Origin of the sequence: Bradyrhizobium sp. SZCCHNS30572 (genome assembly GCF_032484415.1) — a bacterium.
GTDB lineage: Bacteria > Pseudomonadota > Alphaproteobacteria > Rhizobiales > Xanthobacteraceae > Bradyrhizobium.
Genome location: NZ_JAUESY010000003.1, coordinates 286,502 through 305,942 on the forward strand (window position 1 = coordinate 286,502; position 19,441 = coordinate 305,942).

At 65.6% G+C, this 19,441-nt stretch carries 20 protein-coding genes; 18 read left to right on the forward strand and 2 right to left on the reverse strand.

Annotated features, from left to right (window positions below; translation table 11 throughout):
- The first annotated feature begins 10 nt into the window (after window positions 1-10).
- From puhA to bchJ, 9 genes are all read left to right on the forward strand, one after another.
- Window positions 11-793 carry a photosynthetic reaction center subunit H gene (gene puhA / locus QX048_RS09570; protein ID WP_316169208.1) on the forward strand — a complete coding sequence of 261 codons (783 nt, stop codon included), beginning with the start codon at window positions 11-13 and terminating at the stop codon, window positions 791-793.
- Window positions 790-1,440: a photosynthetic complex putative assembly protein PuhB gene (gene puhB / locus QX048_RS09575; RefSeq protein WP_316169207.1), complete on the forward strand. Its 651-nt coding sequence runs from the start codon at window positions 790-792 to the stop codon at window positions 1,438-1,440. Before puhA ends, puhB begins: the two co-directional genes overlap by 4 nt.
- Window positions 1,441-1,456: 16 nt before the next feature.
- Window positions 1,457-1,924 carry a photosynthetic complex assembly protein PuhC gene (gene puhC / locus QX048_RS09580; protein ID WP_316169206.1) on the forward strand — a complete coding sequence of 156 codons (468 nt, stop codon included), beginning with the start codon at window positions 1,457-1,459 and terminating at the stop codon, window positions 1,922-1,924.
- Complete coding sequence (locus QX048_RS09585; RefSeq protein WP_315714327.1) at window positions 1,921-2,226, forward strand: hypothetical protein; 306 nt, start codon at window positions 1,921-1,923, stop codon at window positions 2,224-2,226. The genes puhC and QX048_RS09585 overlap by 4 nt, the downstream gene beginning before the upstream one ends.
- The gene (gene acsF, locus QX048_RS09590) at window positions 2,223-3,284 is read left to right on the forward strand and encodes a magnesium-protoporphyrin IX monomethyl ester (oxidative) cyclase (protein WP_316200719.1); all 1,062 of its coding nucleotides are present in this window, start codon (window positions 2,223-2,225) and stop codon (window positions 3,282-3,284) included. Before QX048_RS09585 ends, acsF begins: the two co-directional genes overlap by 4 nt.
- A gap of 13 nt (window positions 3,285-3,297) precedes the next feature.
- Complete coding sequence (gene puhE, locus QX048_RS09595) at window positions 3,298-4,341, forward strand: putative photosynthetic complex assembly protein PuhE (protein ID WP_316200718.1); 1,044 nt, start codon at window positions 3,298-3,300, stop codon at window positions 4,339-4,341.
- Window positions 4,338-5,549: a 5-aminolevulinate synthase gene (gene hemA / locus QX048_RS09600; protein WP_316200717.1), complete on the forward strand. Its 1,212-nt coding sequence runs from the start codon at window positions 4,338-4,340 to the stop codon at window positions 5,547-5,549. Before puhE ends, hemA begins: the two co-directional genes overlap by 4 nt.
- A gap of 93 nt (window positions 5,550-5,642) precedes the next feature.
- Complete coding sequence (bchE, locus tag QX048_RS09605) at window positions 5,643-7,247, forward strand: magnesium-protoporphyrin IX monomethyl ester anaerobic oxidative cyclase (RefSeq protein ID WP_316172511.1); 1,605 nt, start codon at window positions 5,643-5,645, stop codon at window positions 7,245-7,247.
- Between the two features lies 1 nt (window position 7,248).
- Window positions 7,249-7,914: a bacteriochlorophyll 4-vinyl reductase gene (gene bchJ, locus QX048_RS09610; RefSeq protein WP_316191940.1), complete on the forward strand. Its 666-nt coding sequence runs from the start codon at window positions 7,249-7,251 to the stop codon at window positions 7,912-7,914.
- A 48-nt stretch (window positions 7,915-7,962) separates the two neighbouring features.
- On the opposite strand, the gene QX048_RS09615 is transcribed toward bchJ, so the two are convergent.
- Window positions 7,963-8,883 (reverse strand): LysR family transcriptional regulator, encoded by a 921-nt coding sequence (locus QX048_RS09615; RefSeq protein ID WP_315714335.1) that lies wholly within the window; start codon window positions 8,881-8,883, stop codon window positions 7,963-7,965.
- 146 nt (window positions 8,884-9,029) lie between these two features.
- Between QX048_RS09615 and QX048_RS09620 the strand changes: the two genes are divergently transcribed.
- The 9 genes from QX048_RS09620 (at window position 9,030) to QX048_RS09660 (ending at window position 18,810) form a co-directional block, all read left to right on the forward strand.
- Window positions 9,030-10,085 carry a class 1 fructose-bisphosphatase gene (locus QX048_RS09620; RefSeq protein WP_315714336.1) on the forward strand — a complete coding sequence of 352 codons (1,056 nt, stop codon included), beginning with the start codon at window positions 9,030-9,032 and terminating at the stop codon, window positions 10,083-10,085.
- Window positions 10,086-10,120: 35 nt separating this feature from the next.
- A complete protein-coding gene (locus QX048_RS09625) occupies window positions 10,121-10,996 on the forward strand; it encodes a phosphoribulokinase (protein ID WP_315714337.1) in 876 nt (291 codons plus the stop codon).
- A complete protein-coding gene (gene tkt, locus QX048_RS09630; protein WP_316191938.1) occupies window positions 10,993-13,020 on the forward strand; it encodes a transketolase in 2,028 nt (675 codons plus the stop codon). The genes QX048_RS09625 and tkt overlap by 4 nt, the downstream gene beginning before the upstream one ends.
- Before the next feature lie 44 nt (window positions 13,021-13,064).
- Window positions 13,065-14,147 carry a class II fructose-bisphosphate aldolase gene (gene fba / locus QX048_RS09635; RefSeq protein ID WP_316191936.1) on the forward strand — a complete coding sequence of 361 codons (1,083 nt, stop codon included), beginning with the start codon at window positions 13,065-13,067 and terminating at the stop codon, window positions 14,145-14,147.
- A 35-nt stretch (window positions 14,148-14,182) separates the two neighbouring features.
- Complete coding sequence (locus tag QX048_RS09640; RefSeq protein WP_316186773.1) at window positions 14,183-15,643, forward strand: form I ribulose bisphosphate carboxylase large subunit; 1,461 nt, start codon at window positions 14,183-14,185, stop codon at window positions 15,641-15,643.
- Window positions 15,644-15,718: 75 nt separating this feature from the next.
- Window positions 15,719-16,135: a ribulose bisphosphate carboxylase small subunit gene (locus QX048_RS09645; protein WP_315714341.1), complete on the forward strand. Its 417-nt coding sequence runs from the start codon at window positions 15,719-15,721 to the stop codon at window positions 16,133-16,135.
- A gap of 170 nt (window positions 16,136-16,305) precedes the next feature.
- Window positions 16,306-17,250: a CbbX protein gene (cbbX, locus tag QX048_RS09650; RefSeq protein WP_316192035.1), complete on the forward strand. Its 945-nt coding sequence runs from the start codon at window positions 16,306-16,308 to the stop codon at window positions 17,248-17,250.
- On the forward strand, window positions 17,247-17,969 hold the full coding sequence (locus QX048_RS09655; RefSeq protein WP_315714342.1) for an HAD-IA family hydrolase: 723 nt from the start codon (window positions 17,247-17,249) through the stop codon (window positions 17,967-17,969). The genes cbbX and QX048_RS09655 overlap by 4 nt, the downstream gene beginning before the upstream one ends.
- A 148-nt stretch (window positions 17,970-18,117) precedes the next feature.
- Entirely contained in the window at window positions 18,118-18,810 is a 693-nt protein-coding gene (locus QX048_RS09660; protein ID WP_315714343.1) for a TetR/AcrR family transcriptional regulator, read from the forward strand.
- A 9-nt stretch (window positions 18,811-18,819) separates the two neighbouring features.
- On the opposite strand, the gene QX048_RS09665 is transcribed toward QX048_RS09660, so the two are convergent.
- Complete coding sequence (locus QX048_RS09665) at window positions 18,820-19,407, reverse strand: PepSY domain-containing protein (RefSeq protein ID WP_315714344.1); 588 nt, start codon at window positions 19,405-19,407, stop codon at window positions 18,820-18,822.
- Between the last annotated feature and the right edge of the window lie 34 nt (window positions 19,408-19,441).

A 19,441-nucleotide genomic window follows, 5' to 3' on the forward strand; every position in this document is an offset into this window, starting at 1 on the left:
GGAGGAAACCATGCAGACGTCTTTCACGAGCTACATCGATGTCGCCCAGGTGGTGCTTTACGGGTTCTGGGTGTTCTTCGCAGCCCTGATCTTCTACCTGCGCACCGAGGACAAGCGCGAAGGCTATCCGCTGCAGTTCGAGGGCCGCGTCGGCCGCCGGACCGCCTCGAGCGGTCACGGCTTCCCGACCCCGCCGAGCCCGAAGACCTACCACATGCATGGCGGCCGCAACGCGACCCTGCCGAACTGGGACAACGACCGCGCCGATGCGCCGGTGACGCCGATGTATCCCTGGCCGGGCACGCCCTACCTGCCGACCGGCAATCCGATGCTCGACGGTGTCGGTCCGGGCTCCTTTGCCGCGCGCAAGGACGAGCCGGAGCTGACCATCGACAACATCCCTGCGATCGTGCCGCTGCGCGTCGACGGCAGCATCTTCATCGCCTCCGAAGATCCGGATCCGCGCGGCATGCCAGTGCTGGGTTGCGACGGCAGGCTCGGCGGCAAGGTTCGGGAGGTCTGGGTCGACCGCGCCGAGATGCTGATCCGATACCTCGAGGTCGAGGTCGACGGCATCGTCGGACGTCACGTGCTGCTACCGATGACCATGGCCATCGTCGACAGGTCGCGCAAGGCGGTGCTGGTCGATGCCATCCTCGGCTCGCAGTTCGCCAGCGTGCCGGGCCTTGCCAACCCCGACCGGGTCACCAAGCTCGAGGAAGACAAGATCGTCGGCTACTATGGCGGCGGTCATCTCTACGCGACTGCTGCACGGCAGGAGCCGCTGCTGTGAGTACGCGCAGGGAGATGGATACGCTGATGCTGCCGGAGGGCGAGCGGCTGCTTTGGCAGGGACAGCCCACGGTGAAGGCGCTGCTGCTGCGGGTGTTCCACCTGCGCCTGGTGCTGGCTTATTTCGCGGCGCTGTTCGGCGCGCGCGTCGTGGCGGGCGTGCTCGATCATCAGCCGCTCGCGGCCTCGGTCGCCAGCGCCTCGTCGCTGGTGACGCCGGTGGCACTGGCGACGCTGCTGCTCACCGGGCTCGCGGTGCTCTACAGCCGCACCACGCGCTACACCATTACCAGCCGTCGCGTGCTGCTGCAGTTCGGCGCCGTGTTGCCGATGACCCTGAACGTGCCGTTCAAGCAGGTGGCACGGGCGGATGCGAAGCTGTTCTCCGATGGCTCCGGCGATCTGCCGCTCGGCGTCACCGCGCAGCAGCGGCTGTCGTATCTGCTGCTGTGGCCGCATGCGCGGCCGTGGCGGCTGAACGAGGTCGAGCCGATGCTGCGCGGCGTTTCGGACGCCCGCAACGTCGCCGAGATTCTCGCCAAGGCGCTGGTTGCGGCTTCGGATGGCGCCGTCGCCGCGCAGCCGCTGCCGGCAGCCAATGGTCAGTCGCAAGGCGCACCGCCGGCGGCGGTCGCCAGCGCGGCGTGATCGGGAGGAGGGCGCGATGAGCAACGCCGATAGCCATGCCGAAGCCGAGATCATCATTCCGAGGGGCGCGCTCCGCGCGGCCTTCGCCCTGGTCGCCTTTGCCCTGCTCGCGGCCGGCGTCGGCCGGGTCACGGGTATCGGCACGGTGCGCAACGACCACGTCACGGCGGTGCAGTCGACGGCGCTGCGGTTCGAGGACCGTGCCGATGGCGGCATTGCGGTGGTGTCGCCCGACAGCGGCAAGCTCGTGACCGTTGTCGAGGCCGGCGGCGATGGCTTCCTGCGCACCGTGCTGCGCAGCATGGCCTTCGACCGCCAGCGTCACGCGATCGGATCGGGCCCGGCGTTCACGATCAACCGCTGGTCCGACGGCCATCTGACACTGGACGATCCCGCCACCGGCCGGCGGATCGATCTCGCGCCGTTCGGCGCCGACAACATGCGCCGGTTCACGGGATTGATGGCGATGGGAGAGCCGCGATGAGAGGATTATGGGCCGCCGGGCCGCGCCGCTTCGACATCGGCTGCAGCATCGAGATCGAGCAGACCTCCGAGACCTTGCATGCCCATGTCACGCTCGACCGCGACGTCAACATTCGTCCGGGCGACGAAGTGCTGATCCAGGGCGCGCCGATCGTGGTGAAGTTCGGCGAGCAGCTCAACCTGCGCCGCACCGCCACGGTGGTGCGGGCAGGTCCCTTGAAGCGCCTGATGATGCATGTCGCGGGCTATCTCGAGCTCACGGAATTGTACGACGTCAGCTTTTCGGACGGGAGGGTCAGATGATCGCGATGGAAGGCGGAAGCGGCAACATCTCCACCAAGATGGCACTGGAGGACACGATCCTCACGCCGCGCTTCTACACCACCGACTTTGCGGCGATGGACCGGCTCAACGTCGACCTGGTGCGCCGCGAATGGGATGCGGTCATGGCCGAGCTGCGCGCCGACCACAACCGCAAGCACTTCGTGCGCACGCCGGAATTCGAGAAGGATCTGAACGAGCTGCCCGAGGCGCTTCGCGTGGAGTTCAAGGACTTCCTGGTGTCGTCCTTGACCGCCGAGTTCTCCGGCTGCGTGCTCTATGCCGAGATCAAGAAGCGGATCACCAATCCGGACATCCGCGAGTTGTTCCAGTTCATGAGCCGCGACGAGGCGCGCCATGCCGGCTTCATCAACGAGATCCTCAAGGATCACGGCATCGGCGTCGACCTCAGCTTCCTCACCAAGACGAAGAAGTACACCTACTTCAAGCCGAAGTTCATCTTCTACGCTACCTATCTCTCCGAGAAGATCGGCTATGCCCGCTACATCACCATCTATCGCCAGATGGAGCGGAATCCCGAGCGCCAGTTCCACCCGATCTTCAAGTGGTTCGAGAGGTGGTGCAACGATGAGTTCCGCCACGGCGAGGCGTTCGCGCTTCTGATGCGCGCCGATCCGAAGCTGCTCAGCGGCCTCAACAAGCTGTGGATCAAGTTCTTCCTGCTCGCGGTGTTCGCCACGATGCATGTCCGCGACCACATGCGCCCCGCCTTCTACGAGGCGCTCGGCATGCCGGTGGACGAGTACGACATGCGCGTGTTCCGGATCACCTCGGAGATCTCGCGCCAGGTCTTCCCGGTTATGCTGGACATCGACAATCCGCGCTTCTGGGCCGGCTTGAAGCAGCTGCGCCAGGTGTCGGAGGCGATTGCCGATGCCAAGGCACAGGGGGGCATCATGGGCACGCTGAAGCGCGCCGTGCTGCCGCTCAAGGCGGCGCTGACCTTCGGCCGGCTGTACATGCTGCCGGCCAAGAGCAACGAGCTGCCACGGGAGATCAGGCTGCAACCCGCCTGGTGACAAGGAGCCGGCCATGGGCGCGACCGCGATTGCCATTCCCTACGTCGTGTTCGTCTGGTGGTTCTCGACCGGCGCCGTGCTGGCGCTGGTCGGGCTCGCCGCCCGCCATCCGGCCGCGTTCAAATGGGGCACGGCCGCAGCCTTCGTCGCGGCCCTGTCGGGCGTCGCGGTGTCGAGCCAGGCGGCGGAGGATGCCAACGCCTATTGCGCCTTCACCTGCGCCGTTCTCCTGTGGGGCACGGTCGAGATGTCGCTGCTCGCCGGCTGGATCACCGGCCCGCGGCCCGAGTCGTGCCCGCGGGACTGCACACCGGCCTCGCGCGTCGGTTTCGCGCTGCAGGCGATCGCCTATCACGAGTTGGCGCTGATCGCGACCGCGGGCCTCGTCTTCGCGGTGACATCGGGCGCGCCGAACCGGCTGAGCTGGTGGACCTTCGCCGCGCTGCTGGTGCTGCGGCAAAGCGCCAAGATCAATTTGTTCCTTGGCGTGCGCACCCTGAACGACGAGCTGCTGCCGCAGCAGGTCCGCTTCATGCGCAGCTATTTTGCAAAGAAGTCCACCAACCCGTTGTTCCCGTTCTCGATTGCCGCGGCGACCACCGCGACCGTGATGGTCGCCGCTGCCGCGATCGGCGCAACGTCATCGTTCGACGGCGTCGCGCTGTCACTGCTTGCATCGTTGATCGCGCTCGGCCTGCTCGAGCATGGCTTCATGGCGCTGCCGATGCCGGTGATCAATCTGTGGCGCTGGAGCGCGCCAGTCGAGCCTGCCGTGCCAGCGATGGCGGTCGTGGCTGCCGCTCCCGCACCAGTGCCCGCGACGCCTTTGGTCCGGCCGGTGCTCGCGGTAGTCTCTCCTGCGCCGCAGGCCGAGCGTCCCGTCTCTGTTCAGAAGAATGCAGCAGCCGCAGCACGGCAGCGGCTCGAAGAGCAATTCCGCCAAGCCTATCGCCAGGCCCGCGCTGACGCGCAGGCGCAAACCATCACCGGACTGGCCGCGGTGCCGGTCACGCCGCCGGTCGATCCGAACACGACAGCACAGGGGGGAGTACCATGAACTACGAAGACTATTTCCGCCGCCAGCTCGACGGTCTCAGGCGCGAAGGACGCTATCGCGTGTTCGCCGACCTCGAGCGCAAGGCCGGCGCCTTCCCGCGTGCGACCTATCGTGGCCCCCATGGCGAGCGCGATGTCGCGGTGTGGTGTTCCAACGACTATCTCGGCATGGGCCAGCACCCCAAGGTTCTGGAGGTGATGCACGAGGCGCTCGACCGCTGCGGTGCCGGCGCCGGCGGCACCCGCAACATCAGCGGCACCAACCACTATCATGTCCTGCTGGAGGAGGAGCTCGCCGATCTCCACGGCAAGCAGGCTGCGCTCTTGTTCAACTCCGGCTATGTCTCGAACTGGACGTCGCTGTCGACCTTGGCTGCGCGCATGCCCGGCTGCGTGATCCTGTCCGACGAGCTCAACCACGCCTCGATGATCGAGGGCATCCGCCACAGCCGCTGCGACACCCGGATCTGGCGCCACAACGACGTCGCCGATCTCCGCGACAAGCTGTCGGGTCTCGATCCCAAGGCGCCGAAGCTGATCGCGTTCGAGAGCGTCTATTCGATGGACGGCGACATCTCGCCGATCTCGGACGTCTGCGACGTCGCCGACGAGTTCAACGCCATGACCTATCTCGACGAGGTCCACGCCGTCGGCCTGTACGGTCCGCGCGGCGGCGGCATCTCGGAGCGCGACGGCGTGGCCGATCGCCTGACCGTGATCGAGGGTACCCTGGCCAAGGCGTTCGGCGTGATCGGCGGCTATATCACGGCCTCCAACACGGTCTGCGACTTCGTTCGCAGCTTTGCCTCCGGCTTCATCTTCTCCAGCTCGCTGCCGCCGGCGGTGGCGGCGGGGGCGCTGACCAGCATCCGGCATCTGAAGGCCAGCAATGCCGAGCGCGCCCGGCACCAGGACCGCGTCGCTCGGCTGCGCCGCCGGCTCGACGAGGCCGGCGTCAGCCATCTCGACAATCCCAGTCACATCGTGCCGGTGATGGTGCGGGATCCTGTGCTGTGCAAGCGGATCAGCGACATCCTGCTCGACCGCTACGGCATCTATGTGCAGCCGATCAACTATCCGACGGTGCCGCGCGGCACCGAACGGCTGCGCATCACGCCGTCGCCCTATCATTCCGATGCGGATATCGAGCATCTCGTTGCGGCACTCTCGGAGATCTGGGCCGAGATGGGTCTCGCGCAAGCGGCATGAGGTGACGCTTCGCGCGGCGTTTGAGTCAGATCAAATTGTCAATCGATCGTGACGTTAAGATTGATAGACAAATTGATAGTCGGGGAGAACGCCGTGCGGATCTTGTTGCTGCATCCGAATTATCACTCCGGCGGCGCCGAGATCGCCGGCAACTGGCCGCCCGCCTGGGCGGCCTATATCTCTGGCGCGCTGAAGGCGGCCGGCTTCACCGACCTCCGCTTCATCGACGCGATGACCAACGATCTCTCCGAGGATCAGGTCCGCGCCATCCTGCGCAGCGAAAAGCCTGACGTGATCGGGTGCACCGCGATCACGCCCTCCATCTACAAGGCCGAGCGTCTTCTGGAGATCGCTCGGGAGGAGCACCCGGACGCACTGACCGTGCTCGGCGGCATCCACGCCACCTTCATGTATCAGCAGGTGCTGACCGAGGCGCCGTGGATCGACGCCATCGTGCGCGGCGAGGGCGAGGAGATCATCGTCGACCTGATGCGCGCCCGCGAGGACGGCCGCTGGGCGACGGACCGCCGCAGCATCAAGGGCATCGCCTATCGCGACGGCAGCGAGGTCGTGGCGACGGTGGCGGCGCCGACGGTGAAGAACCTCGATGCGATCACGCCGGATTGGAGCGTGCTCGAATGGAGCAAGTACATCTACATCCCGATGAACAAGCGGGTCGCCATCCCCAACATGGCGCGCGGCTGCCCGTTCACCTGCAGCTTCTGCTCGCAATGGAAATTCTGGCGCGACTATCGCATCCGCGACCCGAAGAAGGTGGTTGATGAGATCGAGACATTGATGCGCGAGCACGATGTCGGCTTCTTCATCCTCGCCGACGAGGAGCCGACCATCAACAAGAAGAAGTTCATAGCCTTCTGCGAGGAGCTGATCCGCCGCGACCTCAAGATCCTCTGGGGCATCAACACCCGCGTCACCGACATCCTGCGCGACGAGGCGCTGCTGCCGCTGTACCGCAAGGCCGGCCTGATCCACGTCTCGCTGGGGACGGAAGCCGCGGCGCAGATGAAGCTCGACCGCTTCAACAAGGAGACCACGGTCGCGCAGAACAAGAAGGCGATCCAGCTCTTGCGCGACGCCGGCATCGTCGTCGAGGCCCAGTTCATCGTTGGCCTCGAGAACGAGACCCGCGAGACCCTGGAAGAGACCTACCAGATGGCGCGCGACTGGAAGCCGGATCTCGCCAACTGGGCGATGTACACGCCCTGGCCGTTCTCCGATCTGTTCCGCGACCTCGGCGACAAGGTCGAGATCTTCGACTACGAGAAGTACAATTTCGTCACCCCGATCATGAAGCCGGACGCGATGGACCGCGGCGAGCTGCTCGACGGCGTCATGAACAACTATCGCCGCTTCTACATCCTAAAGGCGCTGTTCTCCTATCCCTGGGCCGGCTCCGGCGAGCGCCGCCGCTATCTGCTCGGCTGCCTCAAGGCGTTCCTGAAGTCGGGCTTCGAGCGGAAATTCTACGATCTCGGCCGCGTTAATTACTGGGGGCCGCAGTCCAAGGGCAAGGTCGATTTCGGCTTCGATACGTCGCGCAGGCGCGCCGATCCCGGCAAGATCGAATGGAAGACGAGCCATAATCGCAAGCTGAGCGGACCGCAGCAGGCGCAGGTGATGGCCTGTGGCGGCGGCGCCGGGCAGATGAGCGACGAGACCGAGACGCGGGTGCATTGAGATGCACGGCACGTGCGCCCGGCACGTTCCGCTGCCGCGTGCTGACGCCGCGCCTGACCATCAGGACGGCGTTGCTGAAGGCCACATCGCCGGCCGCATCGGTCCCAACGCGATCATCCAGACCGCGGAGGCCTTGCGTCAGCTGCACGGCGAGGAGGCGGCGCGCCGCGTCTTCGCGGCCGCGCGGCTCGACACCTATCTCGCGACGCCTCCGGCGGCGATGGTCGACGAAGCCGAGGTCACGCGGCTCCATCGTGCGCTTCGGACCGAGCTCGACGACGATGCTGCGCGCGCCGTCAGCACCAGGGCAGGGCGGCTGACGGCGGCCTATCTGCTCGCGCATCGCATCCCCTCCGCGGCGCAGCGCGTGCTCCGGCTGCTGCCGGCCCGGCTTGCGAGCGGCGTGCTGACGCGGGCGATATCCGCGCATGCCTGGACGTTTGTTGGGACCGGCACCTTCACCGCACGCCCAGGTCGGCCCACCATCTACGCGATCAGCCGTTGTCCGCTGTGCCGTGGTCATCATGGCGATCGTGCCGTCTGCGACTTCTACGCTGGGACGTTCGAGACGCTGTTCGCAACGCTCGTGCATCCCGACGCCCATGCGCGCGAGATCGCCTGCGAAGCCTGGGGTGACGAGGCCTGCCGGTTCGAGATCGGCTGGTGAGACGGCGCCATGCGAGACGTGACACCGCAATGGCATCGGTTGTCGCGCTCAGCTCGGCAGAAACCGCGCTCCTTCCTTGCCGAAGAAGTCCAGCATCGCCTGCGCCGGCGGCAGCAGCAGCTTGTCGGCGCGCCGCACCGCGTGCCACTGGCGGATGATCGGCAATCCCGCGACCTTCAACGTCACCAGCCGTCCCTCGCTGAGCTCATGGGCGACGGTGTGCTGCGAGATGAAGGCGATGCCGAGGCCGGCGATCACGGCCTGCTTGATGGTCTCGTTGCTGTCCATCTCCATGCTGGTCTTCGGCTTCAGACCATGCTTCTCGAAGAATGTCTCCATCAGCAGCCGGGTGCCCGATCCCGGCTCCCGGGTGATGAACACCTCGCCGGCGAGATCCTCGGCCGCGATCCGCTTGCGGCGCGCCAGCCGGTGGTTGGCTGGGGCGATGATGATGTGCGGGTGCTTGCCAAACGGCCGCATATCCACGGGAACGTCGGCCGGTGGCCGGCCCATGATGGCGATGTCGAGATCATAGCCGCGCAGCGCCTCGCGCAGGCTGTCGCGGTTGCCGATCCGCAAGGTGACGTCGATCTTGGGGAAGCGCCGCGAAAATTCCGCGATCGCAAACGGCACGAAATATTTCGCGGTGCTGACCGCGCCGATCGCCACGCGGCCGCCGCTGCGTCCCGCCAGAATGTCGAGCGCCTGCTCGCAGTCCTGCAGCGCGGCTTCGACGCGCTCGGCGAGTGCCAGGACGCTGCGGCCAGCCTCGGTCAGGATCATCCCGTCGGTGGTACGCTGGATCAGTGGCAGTCCGGCGAGCTCCTGAAGATTGCGAATCTGCAGGGTCACGGCAGGCTGAGTGAGGTTCAAACGGCCGGCCGCAGACGTCACCGAACCCGAGTTTTGCACGGCAGCCAGCGCCCGAAGCTGGCGGATGGTGAGATCGCGAGAGAAGTGCCGGCTCATGGAACCCTCGATGAGATCGCCAGTATAAGGAAAACTTTGGTCTATCCAAAGATAATGAAATTTCCCTAATTAGGCAAATCGAGTGTTGATAGCAGCGCGGCACGACGCATTCGTGCGGCTTCATCAAGTTCCCGGCAGAGGAGCTGATGGCGAGGGAGTGGCCCATGAATCACCAAATGGATCAACATCAGACATTGCAGGCACATCTGGCGGCGCAGGGTGCCGACGCCGATTGCGCCGCGGTCATCGAGGCTCTGGCCGGGGCGGCGCGCGAACTCGCGCGGCAGATCGCGGTCGCACCGCTGTCTGGCGTCGACGAAGGCGCCGCCACCGTGAACGCCGACGGCGACGTCCAGAAGGCGCTCGACATCGTCGCCGACAATCTGATGCGGGATGCGCTGCGCCGGGCTCCGGTCGCCGGCATCCTGTCCGAGGAGGTCGACCGGCCGGAAACGGTCAATGCTGCTGCCCCACTTTGCGTGGCGATCGACCCGCTCGACGGCTCGTCGAACCTGCAGAACAACATCTCCGTCGGCACCATCTTCTCGATCCGCCCGCGGGGCCGCGACGTGCTCTCCAGCTTCTTCGAGCCCGGCACGGCACAGCTTGCCGCCGGCTTCTTTGTCTATGGACCGCAGACCTGCCTGGTGCTCGCGATCGACCATCGCGTCGATCTCTACGTCCTGCATCCGACCTTGCACGAGTTCATGCTCGCCAAGTCCGGCATCCGCATCCCGCAGGATACGCCGGAGTTCGCCATCAACGCGTCGAACCGCCGGCACTGGAGCGGGACCGTGCGCAACTATGTCGACGAATGCCTGTCGGGCGCGGCCGGCCCGCGCGGCCGCGACTTCAACATGCGCTGGATCGCCTCGCTGGTCGCCGAGGCCTATCGTATCCTGATGCGCGGCGGTGTGTTCCTCTATCCGGCCGACTCCCGCCCCGGCTATCGCGAGGGCCGGCTGCGGCTGGTCTACGAAGCGCATCCGATGGCGCTGATCATGGAATGGGCTGGCGGCTCGGCCTCGAGCGGCCGTTCGCGCATCCTCGAATTGTCGGCGCGCTCGCCGCATCAGCGCGCGCCGCTGATCATGGGCGACGTCCGCCTTGTCCGCGACGTCGACCAGCTGCATGAGGGCATCGAGCCGCTGTTCGAAACCAGCGATGCGCCCCTGTTCGCGCGGCGCGGCCTGTTCCGCTGAGCCCGCCTGTCGAACGCGCCTTCCGGAGAAAGTTCATGTCACGTCGTCATCCCATCATCTCGATCACCGGCTCGTCGGGCGCCGGCACCACGTCCGTCAAGAAGACCTTCGAGAACATCTTCCGCCGCGAGAACGTCAAGGCGGCCTATATCGAGGGCGACGCCTTCCATCGCTACAATCGCGAGGAGATGCGCCGCAAGATGGTCGAGGAGGCCGAGATCGGCAACAAGCACTTCAGCCATTTCAGCCCCGACACCAATCTGTTCGAGGAGCTCGAGAAGACCTTTCGCGATTATTCCGAGACCGGCACCGGCATGACGCGCCACTACGTCCACGATGAGGAGGAGGCGCGGCTCTACGACACAAGGCCCGGCAACTTCACCGAGTGGAGCCGGTTGCCGGAGGACTCCGATCTGCTGTTCTACGAAGGCCTGCACGGCGCCGTTGTCACGGACAAGGTCAACATCGCGCAGCACGCCGATCTGAAGATCGGCGTTGTTCCAGTGATGAACCTGGAGTGGATCCAGAAGCTGCACCGCGACCGCGCGTCGCGCGGCTACACCACCGAAGCGGTCACCGACACGATCCTGCGCCGCATGCCGGACTACGTGAACTACATCATCCCGCAGTTCTCCGAGACCGACATCAACTTCCAGCGCGTGCCGACGGTCGACACCTCGAACCCGTTCGTCGCCCGCTGGATCCCGACGCCCGATGAATCGATGGTCGTGATCCGGCTGAAGAACCCGCGCGGCATCGACTTCCCCTATCTGCTCTCGATGATTCCGCAGAGCTTCATGTCGCGCGCCAATTCGATCGTGATCCACGGCGCCAAGCTCGATCTCGCGATGCAGCTCATTCTCACCCCCATGATCATGCAACTGATGGACCGAAAGAGGCGCACGCTATGACCGCCACCGCCGTGCAAACGCTGGCTCCGAAAGCCGATCCCAGCCATGCCGAGATGGCGAATGCCATCCGCTTCCTGGCCATCGACGCCGTCGAAAAGGCGAAATCGGGTCATCCGGGCATGCCGATGGGCATGGCCGACGTGGCAACCGTCCTTTTCTCACGCTTCATGAAATTCGATCCCGCCGATCCGGCCTGGCCCGATCGCGACCGTTTCGTGCTGTCGGCCGGACACGGCTCGATGCTGCTCTATGCGCTGCTGCATCTGACTGGCTACGAGGCCGTCACGATCGATGAGCTGAAGCGGTTTCGGCAATGGGGCGCCAAGACGCCGGGGCATCCTGAGTATGGCCACACGCCTGGTGTGGAGACCACCACCGGTCCGCTCGGGCAGGGCATCGCGACGGCGGTCGGCATGGCGCTCGCCGAGCGTCTGATGAACGCGCGCTATGGCGACGATCTGGTCGACCACTACACCTATGTGATCGCCGGCGACGGCTGCCTGATGGAGGGCATCAGCCACGAGGCGATCTCGCTCGCGGGCCATCTCAAGCTGAATCGCTTGATCGTGCTGTTCGACGACAACGGCATCTCGATCGACGGCTCGACGGGTCTTGCCTGCTCCGACGATCAGCTCGCACGCTTCGCGGCGTCGGGCTGGTCGACGTCCCGCATTGACGGCCATGATCCCGAAGCCATCGAGGCTGCTATCGCGGCGGCGCGGCAGAGCAACCGCCCGAGCATGATTGCGTGCCGGACGACGATCGGCTTCGGCTCACCCGGACGGCAGGGCTCGGAGAAGGCGCATGGCGCGCCGCTCGGGCCGGAGGAGGTCGAGAAGACCCGCGCGGCACTGCACTGGCCGCACCGTCCGTTCGAGGTGCCAGCCGATGTGTTGGTGAGCTGGCGCGAGATCGGCGCGCGCGGCCGCAGCGTGCGCCAGGCCTGGAAGGAGCGTGCGCGCAAGCTGTGCACCGCGGACCGATCGCCGTGCCATGACGCGCTGAACAAGAAGCTGCCGGCCGCCTATACCGAGCGCATGGCGCAGTTCATCGCGCAGCTCACGGCCGAGCGGCCGAAGATCGCTACCCGCCAGGCCTCGCAGAACGTCATCGATGTCATTGCGACAGTGCTGCCAAATCTGCTCGGCGGCTCGGCGGACCTGACGCATTCCAACCTGACCAAGGCAAAGACGCACAAATCCGTCACGCCGGCCGCAATGGATGGCAACTACGTCCACTATGGTGTGCGCGAGCACGCGATGGCTGCTGCCATGAACGGCATCGCGCTGCATGGCGGCTTCATTCCCTATGGCGGCACCTTCCTCGCGTTCGCCGACTACAGCCGGCCGGCGATTCGCCTGGCCGCGCTGATGGGCATCCGCGTTATCCACGTGATGACCCACGATTCCATCGGCCTCGGTGAGGACGGCCCGACGCATCAGCCGGTCGAGCATGTCGCGAGCTTGCGCGCCATTCCGAACCTCCTGGTATTCCGCCCGGCCGACGCCGTCGAGACGGCGGAAGCCTGGGACTGCGCGCTGCGCGCGGAGACCTCGCCGTCGGTGCTGTGCCTGTCTCGGCAAGCCCTGCCGGCCTTCCGCACCGAGGCATCGGATCACAACAAGGTAGCGCTCGGCGCTTACGTGGTCATCGAGCCCGAGGCCGGTCGCGACGTAACTTTGATTGCGACCGGCTCGGAGGTGGCGATCGCGCTGGAGGCGGCCAAGCTGCTGGCGGCCGAGGGCGTCCAGGCGGCGGTGGTGTCGGCGCCGTGCTTCGAGTTGTTTCGCAAGCAGTCGGCAGAGTATCGCGCCGCGGTGCTCGGCCACGTGCCGCGCATCGGCGTGGAGGCCGCGATCGAGGGCGACTGGGCGCGCTGGCTCGGCGATGCCGGCGAGTTCGTCGGCATGCACGGCTTCGGCGCCTCGGCGCCGGCCGAGGTGCTGTACCGCGAATTCGGCATCACGCCTGCGGCGGTGGCCGATGCGGCGATGCGCAACATCATCCGGGCGCGGGCTTCCTGAGCCGCGCCACCAAGCAGAACATCGAACCAGGGACGGAGACCAACATGGCGCGGATCACGCTCAGACAATTGCTGGACCATGCGGCCGAGCGCGGCTACGGCGTGCCGGCGTTCAACATCAACAACATGGAGCAGGGGCTGGCGATCATGGAGGCGGCCGCGGCCGTCGATGCCCCCGTGATCATCCAGGCCTCGCGCGGCGCGCGCTCCTATGCCGGCGACATCATGCTGTCCAAGATGATCGACGCGCTGGAGGAGATGTATCCGCAGATCCCGCTCTGCCTGCACCAGGACCACGGCAATGACGAGGCGACCTGCGCCACCGCGATCAAGTACGGCTTCACTTCTGTCATGATGGACGGATCGCTCAAGGCCGACGCCAAGACCGCGGCGGACTACGACTATAATGTCGACATTACCCGGCGCGTCACGGACATGGCACATTGGGTCGGCGCCTCGGTCGAGGGCGAGCTCGGCGTGCTCGGCTCGCTCGAACATGGTGGCGGCGAGCAGGAGGATGGTCACGGCCTCGAGGGCAAGGTCAGCCGCGAGCAGCTGCTGACCGATCCCGACCAGGCGGTCGACTTCGTCCGCGCCACCAAGGTCGATGCGCTGGCGATCGCGATGGGCACCTCGCACGGCGCCTACAAATTCTCGCGCAAGCCGGACGGCGAGATTCTCGCCATGAACGTGATCGAGGAGATCCATCGCCGGCTGCCGAATACGCATCTCGTCATGCACGGCTCGTCCTCGGTGCCGCAGAGCCTGCAGGACATGTTCAACCAGTTCGGCGGCGAGATGCCGCAGACCTGGGGCGTCCCGGTCGAGGAGATCGTGCGCGGCATCCGTCACGGCGTGCGCAAGGTCAACATCGACACCGACTGCCGGCTGGCAATGACCGCCATCTTCCGAAAAGTCGGCGCGTCGTCGAAGAGCGAGTTCGATCCGCGCAAATTCCTGAAGCCCGCGATGGATTCGATGCGCGAGCTCTGCCGCGAGCGGTTCGAGCAGTTCGGCGCCGCCGGCAATGCATCCAGGATCAAGGTGCTGCCGCTGTCGGAGATGGCCAAGCGCTATCGCTCCGGCGCGCTCGATCCACGAATTGGGGGAATGACCGAAGCTGCGTGACGTCCACAGCCACAACGAAAATCCAGGAGGAACACATGAACGACCAATCGATCACGGTGCGCGGCAAGGATCGCTACAAGTCCGGCGTGATGGAATACAAGAAGATGGGCTATTGGGAGCCGTCCTATCAGCCCAAGGACACCGACGTCATCGCGCTGTTCCGCGTCACGCCGCAGGACGGTGTCGATCCGACCGAGGCCTGCGCCGCGGTCGCCGGCGAATCCTCGACGGCGACCTGGACCGTGGTGTGGACCGACCGGCTGACGGCGGCCGAGAAGTATCGCGCCAAGTGCTACCGCGTCGAGCCGGTGCCGGGCTCGCCCGGCAGCTATTTCGCCTATATCGCCTATGACCTCGATCTGTTCGAGCCCGGCTCGATCTCCAATCTGACCGCCTCGATCATCGGCAATGTGTTCGGCTTCAAGCCGCTGAAGGCGCTGCGGCTGGAGGACATGCGGCTGCCGGTGGCCTATGTGAAGACGTTCCAGGGGCCGGCGACCGGCATCGTCGTCGAGCGCGAGCGGCTCGACAAGTTCGGCCGGCCGCTACTGGGCGCCACCGTCAAGCCGAAGCTCGGCCTGTCCGGCCGCAACTACGGACGCGTCGTCTACGAGGCGCTGAAGGGCGGGCTCGACTTCACCAAGGACGACGAGAACATCAACTCGCAGCCGTTCATGCATTGGCGCGAGCGCTTTCTGTACTGCATGGAGGCGGTCAACAAGGCGCAGGCGGCGACCGGCGAGATCAAGGGCACCTACCTCAACGTCACCGCGGCGACGATGGAGGACATGTATGAGCGCGCCGAGTTCGCCAAGGAGCTCGGGTCATGCGTTGTCATGATCGACCTCGTGATCGGCTACACCGCGATCCAGTCGATGGCGAAATGGGCGCGCCGGAACGACATGATCCTGCATCTGCATCGTGCCGGTCACTCGACCTACACGCGGCAGCGCGCGCACGGCGTGTCGTTCCGCGTCATCGCCAAATGGATGAGGCTCGCCGGCGTCGACCACATCCATGCCGGCACCGTGGTCGGCAAGCTCGAAGGCGATCCGAACACCACGCGCGGCTATTACGACATCTGCCGCGAGGACTTCAATCCGATGCGGCTGGAGCATGGCGTGTTCTTCGACCAGAACTGGGCCAGCCTGAACAAGCTGATGCCGGTGGCCTCCGGCGGCATCCATGCCGGCCAGATGCACCAGTTGCTCGACCTGCTCGGCGAGGACGTCGTGCTGCAGTTCGGCGGCGGCACGATCGGCCATCCGCGCGGCATCGCCGCCGGTGCGACCGCCAACCGCGTCGCGCTGGAAGCGATGATCCTCGCCCGCAATGAGGGCCGCGACTACGTGCATGAAGGTCCGGAGATCCTGGCCAAGGCGGCACAGACCTGCACGCCGCTGCGCGAGGCGCTGGAGATCTGGAAGGACGTCACCTTCAACTACGAATCGACCGATTCGCCGGACTTCGTCCCGACAGTGACGCCTGCCGCCTAACAATCGTTCGATGCGACGCCGCGATGCGAGCCGGACACCGGCTCGCCCGTTTCAGCGATATCAGGAGACATCAACATGCGCGTGACCCAGGGTTGCTTTTCTTTCCTGCCCGATCTGACCGACGAGCAGATCTCCGCTCAGATCCAGTATTGCCTCGAGAAGAATTGGGCCGTGAACATCGAGTTCACCGACGATCCGCATCCCCGCAACACCTATTGGGAGATGTGGGGCCTGCCGATGTTCGACCTGCGTGACGCTGCCGGCATCATGCGCGAGCTGACCGAGTGCCGGAAGATCTACGGCGACCGCTACATCCGCATCTCGGCCTTCGATTCCAGCCATGGCTGGGAATCGACCCGGTTGTCCTTCATCGTCAACCGGCCGCAGAACGAGCCGGGCTTCCGGCTCGACCGGCAGGAAACCGTCGGGCGCAATCAGCGTTATTCGACGCGGTCCTACGCGGCCGAGCGCCCGGAAGGCCAGCGTTACTGATCCCTGGCGGGCGGAGGTCGCTGCTGCGTCTGCGGGTCTGCGGCGTGGCAGGGATCTCCGCCCGGAGCGGCCATATCACCTTGTATTTGCCGTTGCTTCGTTGTTGCCAGGTTCGCAATCGAACGCACGGCGATCTGATGCGAACGTCCAGAACGGAGCACCAGTCGATGATGCAGGCCACGCAGACGGACACCACCGAGGCGACGCCGGTCGACACCGTCGACCTGCGCCGCGAGTTCGAGAGCGTCGATATTGCGCCGGTGCTGGAGCAGCTCGACCGCGAGCTGGTCGGGCTCACCCCGGTCAAGACGCGAATCCGCGAGATCGCGTCGCTGCTGATGATGGAGCGGATCCGCCGCAAGATGGGGCTGGCGACGACGTTTCCGACCCTGCACATGTCGTTCACCGGCAATCCCGGCACCGGCAAGACCACTGTCGCGCTGCGCATGGCCGGCATCCTGCACCGGCTCGGCTTCGTGCGCCGCGGCCACGTCATCAGCGTCACCCGCGACGACCTCGTCGGCCAGTATATCGGCCACACCGCGCCGAAGACCAAGGAGGTGCTGAAGAAGGCGATGGGGGGCGTCCTGTTCATCGACGAGGCGTATTATCTCTACCGTCCCGAGAACGAGCGCGACTACGGCCAGGAGTCGATCGAGATCCTGCTGCAGATCATGGAGTCGCAGCGCGAGGATCTCGTGGTCATTCTTGCCGGCTATGCCGACCGGATGGAGAAGTTCTTCCAGAGCAATCCCGGCTTCCGCTCGCGCATCGCCCACCACATCGACTTCCCCGACTATTCGGAGGCCGAGCTGCTGACGATCTCCGAGATGATGCTGGAAGGGCAGAATTATCGCTTCACGCCGGAGGCCCGCGCCGCTTTCGAAAGATACATCGCCGTCCGGCGCACTCAGCCCATGTTCTCCAACGCGCGCTCGATCCGCAACGCGCTGGATCGGATCCGCCTGCGCCAGGCCAACCGGCTGGTGTCGCGGCTCGACCGCGTGCTGACGTCCGATGACGTGATGTCGATCGAAGCCAGCGACGTGCTGGCAAGCCGCGTGTTCGCCAAGGGGGCCGACGCGGGAGACGGCAGGGTGGAGGTGCAATCATGAGTCTGGCTCTGGTGAGGAACGCGCCGCTCGACGACCTCCGGCGCCGCATCGCCGACGCCGGCGCACTGATCTTCGACGTCGACGGCACGATGGCCGAGACCGAGGAAATCCATCGCGAGGCCTTCAACGAGGCGTTCGTCGCGGTGGGCATCGACTGGCACTGGGGCCGCCGCATCTACAAGGAGCTGCTGCGTGTCACCGGTGGCAAGGAGCGCGTTCGTGCGTTCGACCAGATGCGGCGCACGGGTCCTCCGCTCAGCGACGCCGTCGTTGCCCGGCTTCATCGCATCAAGACGGAGCGGTTTGCCGCGCTGATGGCCGACAAGGGCTGCCCGTTGCGCCCGGGCGTGCAAGCATTGCTGGAGGCTGCCTCGGCCCGCGGGCAGCGGCTCGCGATCGCGACGACCACCACGCGCGCCAATATCGATGCCCTGTTGGCGCCCGCGCTGGGCGCGAACTGGGAGGCAGGATTTGCCGCCGTCGTGGCGGCCGACGATGTCGTGCGCAAGAAGCCTGCGCCCGATGTCTACCTGGAGGTCTTGTCGCAGCTCGATCTACCCGCGGCCAGTTGCATCGCGATCGAGGACTCCGGTAACGGGTTGATGGCTGCGACCCGCGCCGGCGTTCCCGTGCTGATCACGCGCAGCCTCTACTTTCATGACGACGCGTTCGACGGTGCGCTCGCCGTGTTCGACGATCTCGGGGAGCTTGTTACCTGAGGTATTTTGAGGTGTTTGTGCTGATGCGTTGCCGATTATGTACGCCACCATGCGCATAGCCGCGTGGCGTGGTCGTTCTATTGCCGTCTCGACAAGAACGTGTAATCCCTTGACGACATATCTTCATGTCGAGTCGAGGTCGTTGAGTATGGCCCGCACGCAGGCCAAATTGAAACGTACGGACGTTGCACGCACGGAAGCGTTTCGCGGGCGGGTGGGACGGCCGCCGAAGGCGCTGGCTGGAAATATCGAGGAACGTATTCTGGACGCTGCGCGCGCGGTGTTTCTCGAGCGCGGCTTTGACGGCGCCAGCATCGACGAGATCGCCGAGCGCGCCCCCGCCAGCAAGCCGACGATTTATGCCCGATACACCGGCAAGGCCGCCTTGTTTGCCGCCGTCGTCGCGCGCTCCATCAACGACGTGATGAATCTTGGGTCCTACACGCCGGTGGCCGGCACCGCACAGGAAAAGCTGGTTGGACTGGCCATCGCCATCGTCGATCGCGCGCTGAAGGACTCGCTGGGATTGTTACGGGTCACGATCGGGGAGGCTTACCGGTTTCCCGATCTCAGTTGTCAGTTTCATGACGTCTCGCGCAAGCGGGCCACCCATGCCGTGGCGGTGCTGCTCGGCGAGACGATCGGCGCCTCGGCCACGACCGCTCGCCGGACGCCGTCGAAGGCGTCGGCCGTTTCTGCCGAGATCTTCATCGATCTGATCGTCATGCCGGTGATCATGCGCTCGCTCATGGGCGAGAGCGAAAGGACGATCCGCAGGGAGCTGCCCGGCTTCGTCCGTGACCGAGTCAAGACGTTCCTGGCGCTGCAGCCGAAGGTCTGAGCAGCGCGATCAGCGTCGCCGGAGCGATGACGGTTCGAGCGTCACCTGCTTGAGATCGTTGCCGCTGACGACGACCACGACGAAGGCGAGCTTGCCGTCCTTGTTCATCAGGCCGCCACTGATCGCCCGGCCGGCCGCCGAGCGCTCGGCGATCCGAATCGCATCCGACATCTTGAGCCGGACCGTGGTGAGGGCAGCCAGGCTGTTACGATCGCTTTCGCTCAGTCCATCCACGGTGGAGAACAGCACGCTGTTGCGCACCTTTGCCGTGGTGCCGTCGATGTCGGATTCCCAGATCCGTCCGCTCTGCAGGGTTCGGACCTTGTAGACGGGCGCGTCGAGCCCACCCTCGAAGCTGATGTCCGCGGTCTTGGAGCCCGGATGAATCCTTTCGGCGATCCGCAGCGCCTGGTGCAGTGACACCTCCGTCCGCCGGAACTTGTCGAGCTCGCGATCGATCGTTTCCTGGCTCAGTGCCGGATCGGTGGAGGCTGACGGATCCCTCTCGGTCTGCATGCCGGAGCCGGTCCCGGCGACCGCGTGCGCCAGGGGCGCCCATGACAGCAGGATCAAGGTCAACAGAATGATTCGTTTCATGACGGCCTGCTGTCTCCGATCTCGGTCGGTGCTT